Here is a 20,524-nt window from a genome sequence, read left to right as displayed (position 1 = left end):
AACAGTTACCCGTAACAATCACTCTTGCACCCGTGGGGGCTACCCTTTGAGCACAACAAACCTTGATCACCATGTTTTCGTTCTGATGGGCGTTTCAGGCAGCGGCAAATCTGCGGTTGCCAGCGAAGTCGCGTATCAGCTTAAAGCCGCATTTCTTGACGGCGACTTTCTTCATCCGCGAAGCAACATCAATAAGATGGCCTCCGGCGAGCCGCTGAACGACGACGACCGCAAACCGTGGTTGCAGGCGCTGAACGATGCCGCCTTTGCCATGCAGCGCACCAACAAAGTGTCGCTGATCGTCTGCTCGGCGCTGAAAAAGCACTACCGCGACCTGCTGCGCGCCGGTAATCCTAACCTCTCCTTTATCTACCTGAAGGGCGAATTCGATGTTATCGAAAGCCGCCTGAAAGCGCGTAAAGGCCACTTCTTCAAAACGCAGATGCTGGTCACCCAGTTCGAAACGCTGCAGGAGCCGGGCGAAGATGAGCGCGATGTGCTGGTGGTAAACATTGACCAACCCCTGGATGGCGTGGTCGCCAGCACCATTGAAGTGATTAACCAAGGCCGTGAGCAGTGAGTACATTAACGCTGGTATTAACCGCCGTCGGTTCTGTTTTACTGCTGCTGTTTTTAGTGATGAAAGCGCGAATGCACGCTTTCGTTGCGCTGATGGTGGTCTCGATTGGCTCCGGGCTCTTCTCCGGCATGCCGCTGACGAAAATTGCCCAGACCATGGAAAAGGGGATGGGCGGTACGCTCGGCTTTCTCGCCATTGTGGTGGCACTCGGTGCGATGTTCGGCAAAATCCTGCATGAGACCGGCGCGGTGGATCAAATTGCCGTTAAAATGCTTAACTCCTTCGGTCACAGCCGCGCGCACTATGCGATTGGTCTCGCCGGGCTGATTTGCGCTCTGCCGCTCTTCTTCGAAGTGGCGATTGTGCTGCTGATAAGCGTCGCTTTCTCAATGGCACGCCACACTGGCACCAACCTGGTCAAACTGGTGATTCCACTGTTCGCGGGTGTGGCAGCGGCAGCGGCATTTCTGCTGCCGGGGCCTGCGCCGATGCTGCTCGCCTCGCAGATGCATGCCGATTTTGGCTGGATGATCCTCATTGGCCTCTGCGCTGCGATCCCGGGCATGCTGGTCGCCGGGCCGCTGTGGGGCAACTTTATCAGCCGCCACGTTGAGTTGCATATTCCGGATGATGTCAGCGAGCCGCATCTCGGCGAAGGCAAAATGCCATCGTTTGGCTTCAGTCTTGCGCTGATCCTGCTGCCGCTGGTGCTGGTGGGGATGAAAACCATCGCCGCGCGCTTCGTGGCTGAAGGGAGCACGCTCTATCAGTGGATGGAGTTTATCGGCCACCCCTTTACCGCCATTCTGGTGGCTTGTCTGGTAGCGATTTATGGTCTGGCGGTGCGTCAGGGCATGGAAAAAGATCGGGTGATGGAGATTTGCGGCCAGGCGCTACAACCGGCGGGGATTATTCTGCTGGTAATTGGCGCAGGCGGCGTCTTCAAACAGGTGCTGGTCGATTCCGGCGTTGGCCCGGCGCTCGGTGAAGCGTTAACCGGCATGGGCTTACCTATCGCCCTGACCTGTTTCGTGCTGGCGGCGGCGGTGCGCATTATCCAGGGTTCCGCAACGGTCGCCTGTCTGACCGCGGTCGGTCTGGTAATGCCGGTCATTGAACAGCTGCACTTCAACGGCGCGCAGATGGCGGCACTCTCCATCTGTATCGCGGGCGGTTCGATTGTGGTGAGTCATGTGAATGATGCCGGTTTCTGGCTCTATGGCCGCTTTACCGGCGCGACAGAAGCGCAAACCCTGAAGACCTGGACCATGATGGAAACCATCCTCGGCACCACCGGTGCGATTATCGGGATGATCGCCTTTACGCTGCTGAGCTAAAGGCAAAAGAAAACCCGGTGGTTGCAGGCCACCGGGTTTTTATCTTAACGCTTAAGACGCGAGCGACAGTTCCGCTTTGTTATTACGCGTCAGCCACTGAGCCACACGCGCCTGCTCCTCTTCACTCAGCCACATACCAAGTTTCGTGCGACGCCAGATGGCATCGTCGAGGCGGCGCACCCACTCATGTTCGACCAGGTAACGCAGTTCGGCTTCATACAGCTCATGACCGAAGTGCTCGCCCATGCCATCAAGGCTGGTGATACCCGACAGAATCAGTTCACTGTTGCTGCCGTAAGTACGGGCATAGTGGCGCGCCAGCGATTCGCTGATGAAGGGGTATGTACGGCGCAGTTTTGCTGCGTAATCCTCACGATCGCCGTTGATATCGCCGCCGGGCAGAACACACTCTTTGGTCCACGCCGGGCCGATACCTTTATAGTACGGCGTCAGTTTTTCCAGCGCATGCTCCGCCAGCTTGCGATAGGTGGTGAGTTTCCCGCCGAATACTGACAGCAGCGGCGCCTTACCATTTTCATCATGAATATCGAGCGTGTAATCACGGGTGATCGCCTGCGGTGAATCAGATTCATCATCGCAGAGCGGGCGCACACCGGAGTAGGTCCAGGCGATATCGTCACGCGTCAGCTGTTTCTTGAAGTGATCGTTATAGACATTGAGCAGGTAGTTGATCTCATCATCGTCGATCTTCACGTTTTTCGGGTCGCCGTGGTACTCAACGTCAGTGGTACCGATAATGGAGAACTCATCCATCCACGGGATCACAAAGACAATACGTTTATCTTCGTTTTGCAGGATGTAGGCCTGCTTCTGCGCATGGGCGCGCGGCACCACGATGTGGCTACCCTTGATCAGACGAATGCCGTATGGCGAAGGCAGCTTCATGCCGTCATCGAAGAACTCTTTCACCCACGGGCCGGTAGCGTTAACCAGACCGCGTGCTTTCCAGCTAAATTTCTCGCCAGTATCGATATCCTCCGCTTCCACTACCCAGAGGCCGTTTTCACGACGCGCGCTGGTAGCACGGGTGCGGGTCATTACTTTCCCACCTTTACGCTCAACCATCTGCGCATTAGCCAGCACCATGCGCGCATCATCGACCCAGCAGTCGGAATATTCGAATCCGCGCACGATTTCCGGTTTCAGCACCGATTCTGAGCCAAATCGCAACCCTTTAGATGCCGGCAGGCTGGTGCGTTTACCCAGGTGATCGTACATAAACAGACCAATGCGAATCATCCACGCCGGGCGCAGATGAGGGCGGTGCGGCAAGCGGAAACGCATCGGAAAGGCGATATGCGGTGCCATTTTCAGCAGCACTTCACGTTCGGCGAGCGCTTCGCTCACCAGGCGGAATTCGTAGTGTTCAAGGTAGCGCAGGCCCCCGTGAATCAGTTTAGAGCTGTTGCTGGATGTCGCGCAGGCGAGATCCTGAGCCTCAAGCATGAGCACGGATAAACCACGCCCTGCGGCGTCAACCGCGATACCGGCACCGTTAATGCCCCCGCCTATCACAATCAGATCTTTGGTTTCCATGTTATCCTCACGCACTTTCGTAAAAGCTCAAAAATGTTCGATATCGCTCATAATAGCAAAAGAACGCGCTTTTGGTAACATCAAAAAAACAATTTAGAGTGATATGCATAACATAATGGCGCTTCACCGGGGTCACGACGTACACTTGTCGCAGCCTAGCCATAATTCGTGTCAATAAAGAGAACGCCATGGATCATTTTGAATGTATTAATGTCGAAGAGACTCATCAGAAATTGCAGCAGCAGCAGGCCGTGCTGGTCGATATCCGCGATCCGCAGAGTTTCGCGATGGGCCATACGCCGGGTGCGTTTCACCTTACCAACGATACGTTGGGCGCGTTTATGCGCGACAACGACTTCGACACGCCGGTGATGGTCATGTGCTATCACGGCAACAGCAGTAAAGGTGCCGCGCAATATCTGTTGCAGCAGGGCTTTGAAGAGGTCTACAGCGTCGACGGCGGTTTCGATGCGTGGCATCGCCACTTCCCGGCTGAAGTCGAGCACGGCACGCTTTAGGCGAAGCGCGACTCTCCGCTATACTGTCTCTCTTTGTATGGACTAAGCGACGCCCGTCATGTTGATGATTACCTCTTTTGCTAACCCCCGCGTCGCCCAGGCGTTTGTCGACTATATGCAGACTCAGGGCGTCATCCTGACCATCCAGCACCATGAGCAGACCGACATCTGGTTGGCGGACGAAAGCCAGGCCGAGCGCGTGCGCAGCGAGCTGGCGCGCTTTCTGGAAAACCCCGCCGATCCGCGCTATCTGGCGGCGAGCTGGCAATCCGGGCAGACCGACAGCGGTTTGCACTACCGTCGTTTCCCTCTTTCAGCCGCCCTGCGCGAGCGCGGTGGGCCGCTAACCATTGCCGTCTCCCTGCTCTGCATTATCGTCTTCCTGCTGATGAACGTGATGGGCGATGAAGTCGTCATGGTATGGCTCGCCTGGCCGTGGGATGAGAGCCTGCGCTTTGAAGCGTGGCGCTACTTCACCCATGCGATCATGCACTTTTCGCTGCTGCACATCCTCTTTAACCTCTTCTGGTGGTGGTATCTTGGCGGCGCGGTGGAGAAGCGGCTCGGCAGCGGAAAGCTGGTGGTGATTACGCTGATTAGCGCGCTGCTGAGCGGTTTTGTACAGCATCAGCTTACCGGCCCCTGGTTCGGCGGTTTATCCGGCGTAGTTTACGCGTTGATTGGCTATGTCTGGCTGCGCGGCATACGCGATCCGGAACCGAAGGTAGCGCTGCCGAACGGCCTGTTTATCTTTACGGTGTTACTGATGGTGGCGGAATGGTTCGGCTTAACCGGTTTCGCTATTGCCAGCGGCGCGCATACGGCAGGGATGGTGATTGGCCTGGCGATGGCGCTGGTGGACTCGCAGAATGTGCGAAAACGAACATAATTATCCAGGGACACATCATGAAACAGACACAGCGTCATGACGCGATTATCGAGCTGGTTAAACAGCAGGGATATGTCAGCACCGAAGAGTTGGTCGAGCAGTTCTCCGTCAGCCCGCAGACGATTCGTCGCGATCTGAACGATCTGGCCGATCAGAACAAAATCTTGCGTCACCACGGCGGCGCGGCACTGCCCTCCAGTTCGGAAAACACCTCGTGGCACGATCGAAAAACGACGCTGGCGGCGGAAAAAGAGCGTATTGCCCGCCGCGTTGCTGAGCAGATCCCCAACGGCGCGACGCTGTTTATCGATATCGGCACCACGCCGGAAGCGGTCGCCCATGCGCTGCTCGACCACAGCGAGTTGCGGGTTGTTACTAACAACCTTAATGTCGCCAATACGTTAATGAAGAAGTCTGATTTCCGCGTCATTCTGGCGGGGGGCGAACTGCGCAGCCGCGACGGTGGTATTGTCGGCGAAGCGACCCTCGACTTTATCTCCCAGTTCCGCCTCGATTTCGGCATTCTGGGGATTAGCGGTATTGATGCTGACGGCTCGCTGCTGGAGTTTGACTATCATGAAGTGCGCACCAAGCGCGCGATCATTGAGAACTCGCGCCATGTGATGCTGGTGGTGGATCACTCGAAATTTGGCCGTAACGCGATGGTTAATATGGGCAGCATCAGCCTTGTCGATGCGGTCTACACCGATGTGATGCCGCCCGCAGGCGTAATGCAGGTAATAAGCCACAATAACGTGCAGCTGGAACTCTGCTAGCCGTTATACCCCGTAGCCCATGATTTTCAGCAGCCGCTGGGCATGCTGCACCGCATCCTGACGGTGGGCGACGCCCAGCTTTTGATAGAGGTTGCGGATATGGGTTTTGATGGTCGTCGCGGCGACAGCCAGCTCGCCGGCGATCTGCTCGTTACTGTATCCGGAATAGATAAGCCCCAGCACCTGCCACTCGCGCTGCGTCAGCGGGCTGGTACGGATCAGCTCCGGCACCTCCGGGTGCGTCAGTAAACGCTCGACAAAGCTCTCATCAAAGTGGGCGAACTTATGCCGGTGATGCTGGTTAATTTCGCGCAGAATACGCTGGGCGCGATGCTGATCCAGCTCCGGCAGCGTGTTGAGCTGAATGAGCTGGCGCAGCTGCTGCGCCATCGGTTCACCCTCAATCACAAAGTGGCTGATAAACCCGGTGCGGTTGGCAAGCTGCAACGCTTCAAGCAGCACGCGCTGGGCATCGTTTTTGCGTCCTGCATGCCAGTAAAGCTGATTGAGCAACAGCAAATTACGGTTGATATCGCTCATCAGGCGCAGGCTGCGCGCGTTTTCGTTTAACTCCTCCAGCACTATCTCCGCCGGGCCAAAATCCCCCAGCAGGATCTGCGCGCGGGCAATGTTGCGCCACTGGCTTTGCAGAAAGTGGTTATTGGCAAAAGCCGGTTTCGGCGTCTGGCGCAGCCACTGCGCGGCGGCGTTTTTGTCGCCGGTCATTTGCCAGTAGATCATCCGCACTTTATCGGCGTTCGATACCCAGTCGCTATGATACTGACCGTTGCCGAGCAGGTTCTCCAGCCGGTGCAGGTGACTGCGGGCGTTATCCAGATCGCCACGTGCCAGCGAGACCTGCACAATCAGCGCCAGGCACTGCAACTGCTGCTGCGGTTGCATCGCAGAGAGCACTTCCATACCCTGACGGGCGGCAGCTTCCGCCTCGTCGAGCCGCGCCCATGCCCACAGAAGCTGGGCGCGGATGCGGAGTAAAAATTCATGCATCGGCAGCTGTTCAAGGTGCTGCTCGCGGATAAGCGTGAAAGCTTTCTCCTGCATCTCCCACGCGGCCTGCAAAAAGCCCTGGGCAAAGAGAATTTCGCTCTGCTGGATCAGGCTCCACAGCGCGTAGTGCCAGACATCGTGACGGCGCGCCATCTGCTCGGTTTGCTGCATCACCGCCAGCGAATTGGCCAGCTCGCCTTTGCAGTGCAGCACTTCGCCATGCACCGACGTGGCGACAATCCGGCTGTAGTAGTTAGCCAGCGGCAGTTCGTCGAGCGCCACCATCGCCAGCCGTTCCGCTTCCACCGGATCGCCATCGTTAATCGCCACCTGTGCGCGCAGGGCGTTGAAGTCGCCATGTAGCGAGGCATCCATCTGGGTGGTCATCTCCTGTTCGGCGCGCGCCAGCAGGGTGTTCACTTCGCTATAGCGATGCTGGCTTTGCATCAGCCACGCCTGCAGCAGCACCAGCCGCGGATTCTCCAGCAGGCTCTCCCACGGCAGCGCTTTTAGCGACTCCTCCAGCAGGCTCAGCTCGCTGTGGTTAAACAGGCCCCACGCGTGATTGAGCAGAATATCGCGCAGCATAGCGCCATCGCCCGCTGCCAGAGCATGATGGATCGCTTCGCTCGGGAAGCCTTGTGCCATCCAGCTCTCAGCCGCTGCGCGGTGAATATTGGGCAGCTCTGTGGCCAGCTCCCACTGGCAGCGCTGGCGCAGGAAACTGCCGAACAGCGGGTGGTAGCAAAACCACTCGCCGGAGTCATCCATGCGCTGCAAAAAGAGCCCCTGACGCTCGATCTCCTCCAGCCGCATCTGCCCGTTCTCTTCGCCGGTGACGCGCACAATCAACGCATCGTTCATTGAGCGCAGCAGGGCGCTTTTCAGTAGAAACTGGCGGGTGGCAGGGTCGACATTATCCAGCACCTCATCGACCAGATAATCGGAGAGATGGCTGGCGTTAATGCCCGCCAGGCGGCGCGCAGAGTGGTGCGGCGCGCTATGATTTTGCCGGGCGGAGAGGGCGATGAGTTGCAGCGCCGTGGCCCAGCCAGCCACATCATCACACAAGCGGCTGCTCTCCGCCGCTTCAATCGGCGCATTCAGTCGGCAGTCAAAAAACTGCTTTGCCTCCTGATGCGTAAAGGCCAGCTGTTGGCTGCCCACTTCAAGCAGCTGTTCGCGCACGCGCAGGTTAGCAATCCCGAGCTGCGGCAGGTTACGTGAGAGCACAATCAGGGTCAGGTTTTCCGGTTGATGGCGCAGGAAGAAGCGCATCGCATCGTGGATCACCGGGTTAGTAATCAGATGGTAATCATCAATTACCAGGTAGAGCGGGCGCTGCCATTCGGTGAGTTCGACAAACAGCTGCGAGAAGAGTGAAGGCAGGCTGGCATATTGGCGCTTTTGCGCCATCACTTCGCTGCTGGTGCAGTGTCCACCGGTGGCTTGTTGCACCGCGGCGATAAAGTAACTAGCGAAGCGCTCCTGCTGATTATCCCCCTCATCAAGCGAGAACCAGCCGACGTCGCTTTTCCCCGCTGCCCATTGTGAGACGAGGGTGGTTTTACCGTAGCCCGCCGGGCTGGTTACCAGCGCAAGCCGATAATTGTTGGCGCCGGAAAGTTTCGCCAGTAGACGTTCGCGCACCACCGTATGGTCGAGACGAACCGGGCGACTTAATTTGGACGGAATCAACATAGTTATCACTTCACTGTGAGGAGAACTGAGATGCGATTTTTTTTGTGCTTCGTAATTAATCTCAATACGTTCGAACAGATGCGGAAATATTGCAAGTTATGTCCGAATCTGACGATTGTGAATTTGCACTATGTCACAGTTCTATTTTTGTGCCGAATAAATTCAGCCCAGATGCGGCGGGTTACCGGCTAAAAACGGATAATCTTTCCGCAGAAAAATAGACCATATTAATGAGTCGCGTAACGTCGGCGTGCAATTAACAAAATGGTGGCGTTGCCGCGGGCAAAATATTATTTCGTGCCATTTTCACCGCGCGTAAAAACAATTTATTACCGAAACGGTATTTCATTATCCTCTTACCATGCGATAAAAACGCCAGGTGGCGGGGATCACATTTTTTCGCTCATCCCCGCTACTCCTCCCTCTCTAATCCCCGCCAGGATGAGGAAGTCATACCCGTAGATCTGCACACTAGCGCTAATGTCGATTATCTTCACACAGGACCCGGATTTTTATGACAAAGCCAACATTTGATAAAGCGCAATTTGAAGCGGCCCTGACGCGCCAGTGGCAGCGTTTTGGGGTTCACTCTGCAACGGAGATGACAACTCGCCAGTGGTGGCATGCCGTGAGTGGCGCGCTGGCGGAACTGTTGGCAGCGCAGCCTGCGCCCAAAGCGGCGAAAGAGCAGCGCCACGTTAACTACATCTCGATGGAGTTTTTGATTGGCCGCCTGACGGGCAACAACCTGCTCAACCTCGGCTGGTATGAGGCGGTAGGCGAGGTATTACAGGCGCACGATATCCAGCTGACCGATCTGCTGGAAGAGGAGATCGATCCGGCGCTCGGCAACGGTGGCCTGGGACGCCTGGCCGCCTGTTTCCTCGACTCGATGGCGACCGTCGGCCAGCCAGCCACCGGGTATGGCCTTAACTACCAGTACGGGCTTTTCCGCCAATCCTTTGTCGACGGCCAGCAGCATGAAGCACCGGATGACTGGCATCGCCGTAGTTACCCGTGGTTCCGCCATAACGAACAGCTGGATGTGCAGGTCAACATCGGCGGCAAAGTGAGTAAAGAGGGGCAGTGGCAACCCGCCTTTACCCTTGTGGGCGAAGCCTGGGATCTGCCTGTGATTGGCTACCGCAACGGTATTACCCAGCCGTTACGCCTGTGGCAGGCGACTCATGCGCATCCGTTTAACCTCACCAAATTCAACGATGGCGACTTTCTGCGCGCGGAGCAGGCGGGCATTGACGCTGAAAAGCTCACTAAAGTGCTCTACCCGAATGACAACCACCAGGCCGGTAAGAAACTGCGTCTGATGCAGCAATATTTCCAGTGCGCCTGCTCGGTAGCCGATATTCTACGCCGCCATCATCTGGCCGGGCGCAAGCTTGCCCAACTGCCGGAGTACGAAGTGATCCAGCTGAACGATACCCACCCGACCATCGCCATTCCTGAACTGCTGCGCGTGCTGCTTGATGAGCATCAGCTGAGCTGGGATGACGCCTGGGCGATCACCAGCCGTACCTTTGCGTACACCAACCATACGCTGATGCCGGAAGCGCTTGAGCGCTGGGATGAGTCGCTGGTGAAAACGCTGCTGCCGCGCCATATGCAGATCATCAAACGCATCAATGAGCGCTTTAAAGCGCAGGTTGAGCAGACCTGGCCGGGTAATAAAGCGGTGTGGGCAAAACTGGCGGTGGTGCATGACAAACAGGTGCGCATGGCCAACCTCTGCGTGGTTGGCGGCTTTGCCGTTAACGGCGTGGCCGCGCTGCACTCGGATCTGGTGGTGAAGGATCTCTTCCCGGAATATCACCAGTTGTGGCCGGGCAAATTCCACAACGTCACCAACGGCATCACGCCGCGCCGCTGGATCAAACAGTGCAACCCGCTGCTGGCCGCGCTGCTCGATAAGACGCTGAAAAAAGAGTGGGCCAACGATCTCGACCAGCTGATCAATCTTGAGAAGTACGCCGACGACGCGGCGTTTCGCCAGCACTATCGCGACATTAAGCGGCAAAACAAAGTGCGGCTGGCGGAGTTTGTCAAAGCGCGCACCGGCATTGTGATCAACCCCGAAGCGATATTCGATATTCAGATCAAGCGCTTGCATGAGTACAAACGCCAGCACCTTGGCCTGCTGCATATCATTGCGCTCTATAAGGAGATCCGCGAAAACCCGCAGGCGAACCGCGTACCGCGCGTCTTCCTGTTTGGCGCAAAAGCGGCGCCGGGTTACTACCTGGCGAAGAATATCATCTACGCTATCAACAAAGTGGCAGACGTAATTAACAACGATGCGTCGATTGGCGACCAGCTGAAAGTAGTGTTCCTGCCGGATTATTGCGTCTCGGCGGCGGAAAAACTGATCCCGGCGGCGGATGTCTCCGAGCAGATCTCAACCGCGGGCAAAGAGGCTTCCGGTACCGGCAACATGAAGCTGGCGCTCAACGGCGCATTAACGGTCGGCACACTGGATGGCGCTAACGTTGAAATCGCTGAGCAGGTGGGCGAAGAGAATATCTTTATCTTTGGCCACACCGTTGAGCAGGTGAAGGCGTTAAAAGCGAAAGGTTACGACCCGGTCAAGTGGCGTAAAAAAGATAAGCTGCTGGACGCGGTGCTGAAAGAGTTGGAGAGCGGAAAATATAGCGGCGGCGATAAGCACGCCTTTGACCAGATGCTGCACAGCATCGGCAAACAGGGCGGCGATCCCTACCTGGTAATGGCGGATTTCGCCGCCTATGTCGAGGCGCAAAAGCAGGTTGATGTGCTTTATCGTGACCAGGAGGCCTGGACGCGTGCGGCGATCCTCAATACCGCGCGCTGCGGCATGTTTAGCTCTGACCGCTCGATCCGCGATTACCAGACCCGCATCTGGCAGGCAAAACGTTAAGGAAGCGCAATGCAGAGTAAACGTCTGGAACAGGCCGCGCTGACGGCAGGAATCAGCCCAAATTACATCAATGCGCACGGTAAACCGCAATCCATCAGTGCGCAGACCAAACAGCGGTTACTGGATGCGATGCACCCTGTCCCGGCGGTGGAAAGTGCTGCGCCTGTGCCGGCGGTGCAGGTGTTTATTCACGGTAAGAAGAAGCGGCTGGTGGCCTCCGGTAAAGGACAATACCAGTGGCAGCTGACCACCGAAGCGGGCAAAACCTACCAGGGCGAGGTGAGCGGCGGCAACGATCTGCCGCTGCCGGGCGGCCTGGGGCTGGGTTACCACTCCCTGACACTGACGCAGAAAAAGCAGCAGTGGACGTGCCGGGTGATTATCGCGCCTGCCCGCTGTTATGAGCCGCAGGCGCTGCGTGACGGTAAAAAATTGTGGGGTGCCTGCGTGCAGCTCTACACGCTGCGTTCTGAAAACAACTGGGGGATCGGCGATTTCGGCGATCTGAAACAGATGCTCACAGGCGTCGGCGAGCGCGGCGGCGCATTTATCGGGCTGAACCCAATTCATGCGCTCTATCCCGCTTACCCGGAGAGCGCCAGCCCCTACAGTCCGTCATCTCGCCGCTGGCTGAACATTATCTATATCGACGTTAACGCGGTAGAGGATTTTGCGCAGAGCAAAGCGGCGCAGGCGTGGTGGAAAAAAGCCGCCACCCAGAAGGCGCTGCGCGCGGCCCGCGAGAGCGAGTGGGTCGACTATTCGGCAGTTACCGCACTCAAACTGACGGCTTTGCGCATGGCGTGGCAAGGCTTCAGCCAGCGCGGCGAGGGGGATGAGCAGTTTGCTGCCTTCCACGCATTCGTTGAGCAGGAGGGCGACAGCCTCTACTGGCAGGCGGCGTTCGATGCGCTGCATGCGTTCCAGGTGCAGGAAGATCCGCTGCGCTGGGGCTGGCCAGCCTGGCCACAGGGCTACCAATCAATCGACAGCCCGGAGGTGAAAGCCTTCTGCCAGCAGCATGCCGATGAGGTCAATTTCTACCTCTGGCTGCAGTGGCTGGCGTTTACCCAGTTCGCTGAGTGCTGGCAAACCAGCCAGGGTTACCAGATGCCGATTGGCCTCTATCGCGACCTGGCGGTTGGCGTAGCGGAAGGCGGCGCGGAGACCTGGTGCGACCGGGAACTTTACTGCCTGAAAGCCTCCGTTGGTGCACCGCCGGATATTCTCGGGCCGCTGGGGCAAAACTGGGGCTTGCCGCCGATGGATCCGCACGTTATGCAGGCGCGCGGTTATGCGCCGTTTGTCGATCTGCTGCGCGCAAATATGAAAAATTGCGGCGCGCTACGTATCGATCATGTGATGTCGATGCTGCGCTTGTGGTGGATCCCCTATGGCGAAACGGCGGATCAGGGGGCCTATGTTCACTATCCCGTTGACGATCTGCTGGCGATCCTCGCCCTTGAGAGCCATCGCCACCAGTGTATGGTGATTGGCGAAGATCTCGGTACTGTTCCGCAGGAGATCGTCGGCAAGCTGCGGCGCAGCGGCGTTTACTCCTACAAAGTGCTCTATTTCGAAAACGACGATAAGGTGTTCCACGCTCCCGAAGCCTGGCCGGCGCAGTCGATGGCGGTTGCCACTACCCACGACTTGCCGACCCTGCGCGGCTACTGGGAGAGTGGTGATTTAACCCTCGGCAAAACCCTGGGCCTCTACCCGGATGAAGAGCTGCTGAGTGGTTTATATGAGGACCGTGAGCAGGCCAAACAGGGGCTGCTCACGGCACTGCATCAGCATGGCTGTTTGCCGCAGCGTGCGGGGAAAAAGGCGTTACGCATGCCGATGTCGTCAATTCTCAATCGCGGTTTGCAGCGCTATATTGCGGACAGCAACAGCGCCCTGCTGGGGCTGCAACCGGAGGATTGGCTTGATATGTCCTCGCCGGTTAACGTGCCCGGCACCAGCGATCAGTATCAGAACTGGCGGCGTAAGCTTGCGGTTTCGCTGGAGGAGATGTTTGCCGATGAGACGGTAAACAGGCTGATTAAGGATCTCGATCGTCGCCGTAAGGCAGCCGGAAAACGGTAGTAAAAATGCCCGGCCGCGTGATGCGCCCGGGCATGTTGCCGGATGGCGGCTGCGCCTTATCCGGCCTACGCCGTTTCAGTAACTTAGCAGGCCGCATAAGCGAAGCGCCATCCGGCATTCGGTTTCAGCCACACCGAAGCTTATTAGTAGGCCGGATAAGCGAAGCGCCATCCGGCATATGGTTTCAGCCACACCGAAGCACATTCGTAGGCCGGATAAGCGAAGCGTCATCCGGCATTCGGTTTCAGCCACACCGAAGCACATTCGTAGGCCGGATAAGCGAAGTGCCATCCGGCATTCGGTTTCAGCCACACCGAAGCACATTCGTAGGCCGGATAAGCGAAGTGCCATCCGGCATTCGGTTTCAGCCACACCGAAGCACATTCGTAGGCCGGATAAGCGAAGTGCCATCCGGCATTCGGTTTCAGCCACACCGAAGCACATTCGTAGGCCGGATAAGCGAAGCGCCATCCGGCATATGGTTTCAGCCACACCGAAGCACATTCGTAGGCCGGATAAGCGAAGTGCCATCCGGCATTCGGTTTCAGCCACACCGAAGCACATTCGTAGGCCGGATAAGCGAAGCGCCATCCGGCATATGGTTTCAGCCACACCGAAGCATATTCGTAGGCCGGATAAGCGAAGCGTCATCCGGCATTCGGTTTCAGCCACACCGAAGCATATTCGTCGGCCGGATAAGCGAAGCGCCATCCGGCAATTCCTGCCTCAGACCACCATGCCTAACAGCAAGCAACCCACCAGACCACATATCGAAATAATGGTTTCCAGCGCTGACCATGAACGCATGGTTTCACCGATGGTCAGGTTGAAATACTCCTTAAACAGCCAGAAACCCGGATCGTTAACGTGTGAGAAGATGACGCTTCCTGAGCCAACGGCAATCACCATCAGCTCCGGGCTGACGCCGGTTGTGGCGATCAGTGGTGCTGCTATACCCCCTGCGGTAATCGCTGCAACAGTCGCGGAGCCGAGCGCAATACGCAGCACGGCGGCAATTGACCAGGCCATAAACAGCGGGGAGAGGTTGGTGGCGTGCATCATCGAGGCGATGTACTTATCCACGCCGCTGTCGACCAGCACCTGCTTGAACGCGCCGCCGCCGCCGATAATCAGCAGCATCATGGCGATAATTTTGATCGAGCTGGTCAGCGTATCGTTGATGTCGTCCATCGAACGGCCACGATTCAGACCAAAGGTAAAGACCGCAATCAGCACCGCAATCATTGTCGCCATCACCGGGTCGCCGAAGAACTCGGCGTAGGGCAGCAGGGCATGACCCTTCGGCAGCACCATCTCCGCGACGGCGCGCAGCGCCATCAGGATCACCGGCACCAGTGATGTCCAGACGCTGACGCCAAAGCCCGGCATCTCTTCTTCGCTAAAGGTCTTTGAGTTGTAGAGCCCTTCCGGGATCGGTTTATCGATATTTTTCAGGAAACGGGCATAGACCGGGCCGGCGAGAATCACTGTCGGAATGCCAAGCAGCGTACCGTAGAGCAAGGTTTTACCCATATCGGCATGGAAAATGGTGGCAATAGCGGTTGGGCCCGGGTGCGGCGGCAGGAAGCCGTGCGTCACGGAGAGCGCCGCAGCCATCGGCACACCAACGTAGAGCAGAGGGATGCGCGCGGAAGCGGCGACGGTAAAGACCAGCGGCAGCAGTAACACGAAACCCACTTCATAGAAGAGGGCGAAACCGACGGTAAAACCGGTTAATACGATCGCCCACTGGATATGCTTACGACCAAATTTTTCAATCAGCGTAGTGGCAATGCGTTGCGCGCCGCCGCAGTCCGCCAGCAGCTTACCCAGCATGGCACCGAAGCCCATGATTAGCGCAAGGCTGCCCAGCGTTCCGCCAACACCGGCTTTGATCGACTTAATCACCGCATCCAGCGGCATGCCCTGCATCATCCCTACGGCAAGCGCGACGAGGATCAGAGCGATAAATCCGTTCATTTTGAAACGGATCATGAGTAGCAGTAGGAGAGCAACACCGATAGCAACGATGACTAATGGCATGATTTACCTGGCCTTTAATTTGTTATGGGTAACGTCAGTGTTTTCGGGCAGCCGTTTTCAAAAGGTGAAATCGCGCTGCGGCACCGTTTCGGCTTACATCCATTGCTGAAAATTGTAGTCGGATGTTTTTTATCTTGTCGGTGCCAGCCGGGATGATACGGGTAACATCCCGATAAAGAGAATCACCCGGCGGATCAAAATGTAAGAAGTGAGAGCTTCGTCATACTAACAGCCGAGCAAAAGCAGAGGGTATTTGCCGGATGGCGGCTACGCCTTATCCGGCCTACGGGGCAGGTCCGGAGCAGCTTTGTAGTGTGGAGAGGTTTGACTGCCGGATGGCGGCTGCAGCTTATCCGGCCTACGGGGCAGGTGGAGCAGGCTTGTGGGATGGAGAGGTTTGACTGCCGGATGGCGGCTGCGCCTTATCCGGCCTACGGGGCAGGTCCGGAGCAGCTTTGTAGTGTGGAGAGGTTTGACTGCCGGATGGCGGCTGCGCTTTATCCGGCCTACGGGGCAGGTGGAGCAGGCTTGTGGGATGGAGAGGTTTGATTGCCGGATGGCGGCTGCGCCTTATCCGGCCTACGGAGGCGGGCGGAGCAGGTTAGCGGATTGAGGTGATGCAGAGAACGGGTGCGGGCTTATATCAAGGAGTAGGCCCGGTAAGCGAAGCGCCACCGGGCAATATACTCAAAGCGCAGAGAGGCTTAGTAGTAGGAGTGCTCGCCGCGCTGGTGCTCGGTGAGGTCGCGCACGCCGGCGAGTTCCGGGAACTCGTTCAGCAGCTGCTTCTCGATGCCTTCTTTCAGAGTTACGTCAACCATGGAGCACCCGTTACAGCCGCCGCCGAATTGCAGAATGGCGTAGCCTTCATCGGTGATCTCCATCAGCGTGACGCGACCGCCATGGCCTGCAAGCTGCGGGTTGATCTGCGATTGCAGTAAATACTCCACGCGCTCCATCAGCGGGGCGTCGTCGGAGACTTTACGCATTTTGGCGTTCGGGGCTTTCAGCGTCAGCTGGGAACCCAACTGGTCGGTGACAAAATCGATTTCCGCATCTTCCAGATACGGCGCGCTCAGCTCATCGACATAGGCAACCAGTTGTTCAAATTTCAGTGCGGTATCGGTGGCTTCGACCGCATCCGGCGGACAGTAAGAGACACCACACTCTGCGTTTGGCGTGCCTGGGTTGATCACAAATACGCGGATTTGTGTCCCTTCTTCCTGATTCGCCAGCAGTTTGACAAAGTGCGCTTGGGCAGCGTCGGAAATACGGATCATAGCAATGGCCTAATAGTTGACTATTTTACTCGGTTATAATACGCCCATCATCGAGGGTCTACAAGGTTCGACACAGGCACCAGACCTGAACAGTGGCTGCGCCGCTGCGTAAAAGCAGCTGGCTGATCTCTGCGACCGTGCTGCCGGTGGTGACGACATCATCCACAACAACGATATGGAGACCCGCTACCGGCAATTCAAGACGGAAGGCGTTTTTCACGTTCCTTTTACGTAGTCGTGCCGCCAGCTGATGCTGAACCGGCGTCGCCCGCCGTCGCCTGAGCGCCGCGCGCGGATAAGGGCAGCGCAGCCAGTGCGAAAGGCTTCTGCACAGCAGATCGCTCTGATTAAACCCTCTACGCCACTGACGTCGCCCGTGCAATGGCACGCTCACCAGCATATCCGGCGGCGGCAGGGCGTTGATGCGCCGCGTGCTGTGTACCGCCAGCAGCAGACGCGCCAGCGCCGGAGCCATCTCGGGGCGCGGATGGAATTTAAACTGATGCACCAGCAGACTAAGCGGCGGTGCATAGCGGCTGACGGCAATCAGCCGCTGCCAGGGCGGCGCGCGGCGTAAACAGCGCCCGCAGGGAAGCCGTTCACAGGCGGCGGGTAAACCGCACAAAGGGCAAACTTTTTCACGCCTTTGCAGGCTTCGCGTACAGCGCGAGCAGATCCCCCAGTGACTGAGCATTAATGGCATCAGGCATAGCCAGCATAATCCCGGCACTGTTAGCATGTTGCACCTCCTTGTGTGAAAGAAGAGAACGATAACTGATGAGTGACATCTGGTGGCAAACCAAAGGCGAAGGAGATGCGCATCTTGTGCTGCTGCACGGCTGGGGGCTGAATGCACAAGTATGGGATTGCATTACGGCGGAACTCAGCTCGCATTTTACGCTGCACCTGGTCGATCTTCCCGGCTATGGCCGCAGCCTCGGTTTTGGTGCGCAGACGCTGGCGCAGATGGCGCAGTGTGTTTTAGCGAAGGCGCCGGAAAAGGCGATATGGTTAGGCTGGAGCCTCGGCGGGCTGGTGGCAAGCCAGATCGCGCTGCAAGCACCGGAACGGGTAAGCGCGCTGGTGACCGTTGCCTCCTCACCCTGTTTCAGCGCGCGGGAAGCGTGGCCGGGGATTAAACCTGAAGTACTGGCCGGATTTCAGCATCAGCTTAGCGAGGATTTCCAACGCACGGTTGAGCGCTTTCTGGCGCTGCAAACTATGGGCAGCGATACCGCGCGACAGGATGCGCGCCTGCTGAGAAACGCCGTCTTATCGCTGGATATGCCGTCGACAGAGGTGCTGAACGGCGGGCTGGAGATTCTCAAGACGGTCGATCTGCGCGAGGGGTTACAGAACCTGTCGCTGCCGTTTTTGCGTCTGTATGGTCATCTTGATGGGCTGGTGCCGCGTAAGATTGTGCCGCTGCTCGATGAGATGTGGCCCGCAAGCGAGTCAATTATCTTCCCGAAAGCGGCGCATGCGCCATTTGTGTCGCACCCTGAAGCCTTTTGCGACGCGCTACTGGCGCTGAAAGCGACGTTATAGAAGGGGAAAAGCGCTTTGCCTGACGGGCAAAGCGCTACAGGTTTACACCTCTTTGAGCTGTCCGTTCTGGCGCACGACAGGGATCGGCAGCCAGGCGCGGATACAGAGCCCACCGCGCTCGCTGGTGCCCAGTTCCAGCAGCCCGTTATGGTTATCAACAATACGCTGCACAATCGCCAGACCTAAACCGGTGCCGCTGGTGCTGCGGGCGCTGTCACCACGCACAAACGGCTGGAAAAGATGCTCGCGCTGCTCCGGCTTGATGCCTGGACCATCATCTTCCACCTGGAACCAGGCACGGTTCAGCTCCGTGCCGCTGCTGACTTTGATCCAGCCATTGCCGTAGCGTGCCGCGTTGACCACCATATTGGCGACCGCGCGTTTAATCGAGAGCGGGTGCATACGCACGATGATCTCACCCTCTTGCAGACCGGTGTCGATTTCGCGTTCGTAGCCGCTCTCCGCCGCAACCACTTCCCCGAGCACCGCGTTGAGATCTGCTGCTTCCATCGGCATCTCCTGGCCGGTACGCAGGTAGTCAATAAACTGCTCGATAATCGCGTTGCACTCTTCGATATCTTTGTTAATGGATTCCGCAAGATAGCCATCCTCTTCACCCATCATCTCGGTCGCCAGACGAATACGCGTTAACGGCGTGCGCAGATCGTGGCTGACGCCTGCCATCAGCAGCGTGCGGTCATCCGCCAGCTGTTTGACGCCCGCCGCCATCTGGTTAAAGGCGCGGGTCACCGAGCGCACCTCCGATGCGCCATACTCCCGCAGCGGCGGCGGGATCTGCCCTTTCCCCACTTTAAGGGCGGCATGTTCGAGGTCAACAAGGGGTCGGTTCTGAATACGGATAAAGAGCCACGCGCCGCCGATTGCCAGCAGCATGATTGCCAGCGTATAGCGAAAGAGGGGGGAGAAATCGCCCTGATGAATTTCCGTGAGCGGTACGCGCACCCAAATATTGGGCGACAACCAGGTTTTCAGCCACACCACCGGCGAGCTTTTGTTCACCTCAACGCGGACTTCAGTCGGGCCGCCGAGCTGCTGCGCCATCTGCTGGCTCAGGAACTCGTAGTGCTGCGCCCAACGCAGGCCGGCATCTTCTGCCGCCTCGTTGGAGTAGAGAGAAATGCCTAATTCGCGATAGATCTCGCGGCGAAATGCCGGGGGCACCACCAGCTGCGTGCCATCCTCCAGTTGCAGTTTATCGGTCATCAGCATACGTACTTCGTAGGCGAGGACTTTATTGAACTGCTGAAGGCTTGGCAAAATGGCGAAATTCAGTACCACCAGGTACGTCGTCACCAGGCTGACGAACAGCAAAGTGACGATGAGCAGCAGCGTGCGGGCAAAGGAACTTCGCGGCGAGAAACGCACTCGCATCATTTAGCGCCGTCCGGTACAAATACGTAGCCCAGGCCCCAGACGGTCTGAATATAACGCGGATGCGCCGGATCCTCTTCCACCATGCGGCGCAGGCGGGAGATCTGTACGTCAATGGAGCGCTCCATTGCCGAGTATTCGCGACCGCGCGCCAGGTTCATCAGCTTATCGCGCGACAGCGGCTCGCGTGGGTGGCTGACCAGCGCTTTCAGCACCGCGAACTCACCGCTGGTTAACGGCATCGGCTCATCTTCGCGGAACATTTCGCGGGTGCCGAGATTCAGTTTGAACTTACCAAAGGCAATAACTGCCTCTTCCTGGGAGGGTGCGCCCGGCAGCTCATTGGCCTGGCGCCGCAGCACGGCGCGGATACGCGCCAGCAGCTCACGCGGGTTGAAGGGTTTGGGAATATAGTCGTCGGCACCAATCTCCAGCCCGACGATACGGTCAACCTCTTCGCCTTTTGCCGTCACCATGATAATTGGCATTGGGTTGCTCTGGCTGCGTAAGCGGCGGCAGATAGAGAGACCATCTTCGCCCGGCAGCATCAGGTCCAGCACCATCAGATGAAAGGATTCGCGGGTTAACAAACGATCCATTTGTTCCGCGTTAGCCACGCTACGAACCTGGAAGCCCTGCTCAGTAAGGTAACGCTCGAGCAATGCGCGCAGACGCATATCGTCATCCACGACCAGAATCTTATAATTCTCTTGCATTGTTTTTACTCCCAAAGGTTCCGACAATAATGTTTCCGTATTCTAAAAAAGTGCGCGTTAACGACCAGCGAAATCTGGTATACATTCTAGTCGAAATTGTTACAAAGCATATTTAACAGCAGCTTATATGCATAATGCATCACATAAAGCATGATTAATCCGCACGTTACCGCGTTCCGT

General features: G+C 57.3%; 16 protein-coding genes. 8 read left to right on the top strand and 8 right to left on the bottom strand.

Translation table 11 applies throughout. The annotated features are described in order from the left end of the window. Positions 1-46 precede the first annotated feature (46 nt). Positions 47-580, top strand: coding sequence for a gluconokinase (gene gntK / locus HF650_RS22140; protein ID WP_187800368.1), 534 nt, complete (start codon positions 47-49; stop codon positions 578-580). Beyond that, complete coding sequence (gntU, locus tag HF650_RS22135) at positions 577-1,917, top strand: gluconate transporter (protein WP_187800367.1); 1,341 nt, start codon at positions 577-579, stop codon at positions 1,915-1,917. The genes gntK and gntU overlap by 4 nt, the downstream gene beginning before the upstream one ends. 51 nt (positions 1,918-1,968) lie before the next feature. Here the strand turns inward: gntU and glpD are convergent, their stop codons facing one another. Continuing rightward, entirely contained in the window at positions 1,969-3,474 is a 1,506-nt protein-coding gene (glpD, locus tag HF650_RS22130) for a glycerol-3-phosphate dehydrogenase (protein ID WP_187800366.1), read from the bottom strand. Positions 3,475-3,662: 188 nt separating this feature from the next. Between glpD and glpE the strand changes: the two genes are divergently transcribed. The 3 genes from glpE to HF650_RS22115 are packed head-to-tail and all read left to right on the top strand — an operon-like array spanning position 3,663 to position 5,657. Further along, positions 3,663-3,992 carry a thiosulfate sulfurtransferase GlpE gene (gene glpE / locus HF650_RS22125; protein ID WP_187800365.1) on the top strand — a complete coding sequence of 110 codons (330 nt, stop codon included), beginning with the start codon at positions 3,663-3,665 and terminating at the stop codon, positions 3,990-3,992. 58 nt (positions 3,993-4,050) lie between these two features. After that, positions 4,051-4,881: a rhomboid family intramembrane serine protease GlpG gene (glpG, locus tag HF650_RS22120; protein ID WP_187800364.1), complete on the top strand. Its 831-nt coding sequence runs from the start codon at positions 4,051-4,053 to the stop codon at positions 4,879-4,881. Positions 4,882-4,898: 17 nt separating this feature from the next. Beyond that, positions 4,899-5,657 carry a DeoR/GlpR family transcriptional regulator gene (locus HF650_RS22115; protein WP_023482097.1) on the top strand — a complete coding sequence of 253 codons (759 nt, stop codon included), beginning with the start codon at positions 4,899-4,901 and terminating at the stop codon, positions 5,655-5,657. 3 nt (positions 5,658-5,660) lie between these two features. On the opposite strand, the gene malT is transcribed toward HF650_RS22115, so the two are convergent. After that, on the bottom strand, positions 5,661-8,366 hold the full coding sequence (gene malT / locus HF650_RS22110) for an HTH-type transcriptional regulator MalT (RefSeq protein ID WP_187800363.1): 2,706 nt from the start codon (positions 8,364-8,366) through the stop codon (positions 5,661-5,663). Positions 8,367-8,880: 514 nt separating this feature from the next. Between malT and malP the strand changes: the two genes are divergently transcribed. Further along, positions 8,881-11,274, top strand: a complete 2,394-nt coding sequence (malP, locus tag HF650_RS22105) for a maltodextrin phosphorylase (protein WP_187800362.1) — start codon at positions 8,881-8,883, stop codon at positions 11,272-11,274. A gap of 9 nt (positions 11,275-11,283) precedes the next feature. Continuing rightward, the gene (malQ, locus tag HF650_RS22100; protein ID WP_187800361.1) at positions 11,284-13,365 is read left to right on the top strand and encodes a 4-alpha-glucanotransferase; all 2,082 of its coding nucleotides are present in this window, start codon (positions 11,284-11,286) and stop codon (positions 13,363-13,365) included. A 227-nt stretch (positions 13,366-13,592) separates the two neighbouring features. Here the strand turns inward: malQ and HF650_RS22095 are convergent, their stop codons facing one another. The 4 genes from HF650_RS22095 to gntX all read right to left on the bottom strand — a co-directional run bounded on the left by HF650_RS22095 (position 13,593) and on the right by gntX (position 17,427). Further along, positions 13,593-13,979 (bottom strand): hypothetical protein, encoded by a 387-nt coding sequence (locus HF650_RS22095; protein ID WP_187800360.1) that lies wholly within the window; start codon positions 13,977-13,979, stop codon positions 13,593-13,595. 112 nt (positions 13,980-14,091) lie between these two features. Continuing rightward, positions 14,092-15,408, bottom strand: a complete 1,317-nt coding sequence (gene gntT / locus HF650_RS22090) for a gluconate transporter (RefSeq protein WP_187800359.1) — start codon at positions 15,406-15,408, stop codon at positions 14,092-14,094. A 704-nt stretch (positions 15,409-16,112) separates the two neighbouring features. Then, positions 16,113-16,688 (bottom strand): Fe-S biogenesis protein NfuA, encoded by a 576-nt coding sequence (nfuA, locus tag HF650_RS22085; protein WP_023481993.1) that lies wholly within the window; start codon positions 16,686-16,688, stop codon positions 16,113-16,115. A gap of 58 nt (positions 16,689-16,746) precedes the next feature. Continuing rightward, a complete protein-coding gene (gene gntX / locus HF650_RS22080) occupies positions 16,747-17,427 on the bottom strand; it encodes a DNA utilization protein GntX (protein WP_187800358.1) in 681 nt (226 codons plus the stop codon). 38 nt (positions 17,428-17,465) lie between these two features. On the opposite strand from gntX, the gene bioH reads away from it, so the two are divergent. Further along, entirely contained in the window at positions 17,466-18,236 is a 771-nt protein-coding gene (gene bioH, locus HF650_RS22075) for a pimeloyl-ACP methyl ester esterase BioH (RefSeq protein ID WP_187800357.1), read from the top strand. Positions 18,237-18,278: 42 nt separating this feature from the next. On the opposite strand, the gene envZ is transcribed toward bioH, so the two are convergent. After that, on the bottom strand, positions 18,279-19,631 hold the full coding sequence (envZ, locus tag HF650_RS22070; protein WP_187800356.1) for a two-component system sensor histidine kinase EnvZ: 1,353 nt from the start codon (positions 19,629-19,631) through the stop codon (positions 18,279-18,281). Further along, a complete protein-coding gene (ompR, locus tag HF650_RS22065; protein WP_187800355.1) occupies positions 19,628-20,344 on the bottom strand; it encodes a two-component system response regulator OmpR in 717 nt (238 codons plus the stop codon). Before ompR ends, envZ begins: the two co-directional genes overlap by 4 nt. Positions 20,345-20,524: the final 180 nt, after the last annotated feature.

It is taken from the genome of Kosakonia sp. SMBL-WEM22 (assembly GCF_014490785.1).
Taxonomy (GTDB): Bacteria; Pseudomonadota; Gammaproteobacteria; order Enterobacterales; family Enterobacteriaceae; genus Kosakonia.
Note: the sequence above shows the minus strand (reverse complement) of the source record. Positions and strands in the feature narration are given on the sequence as shown.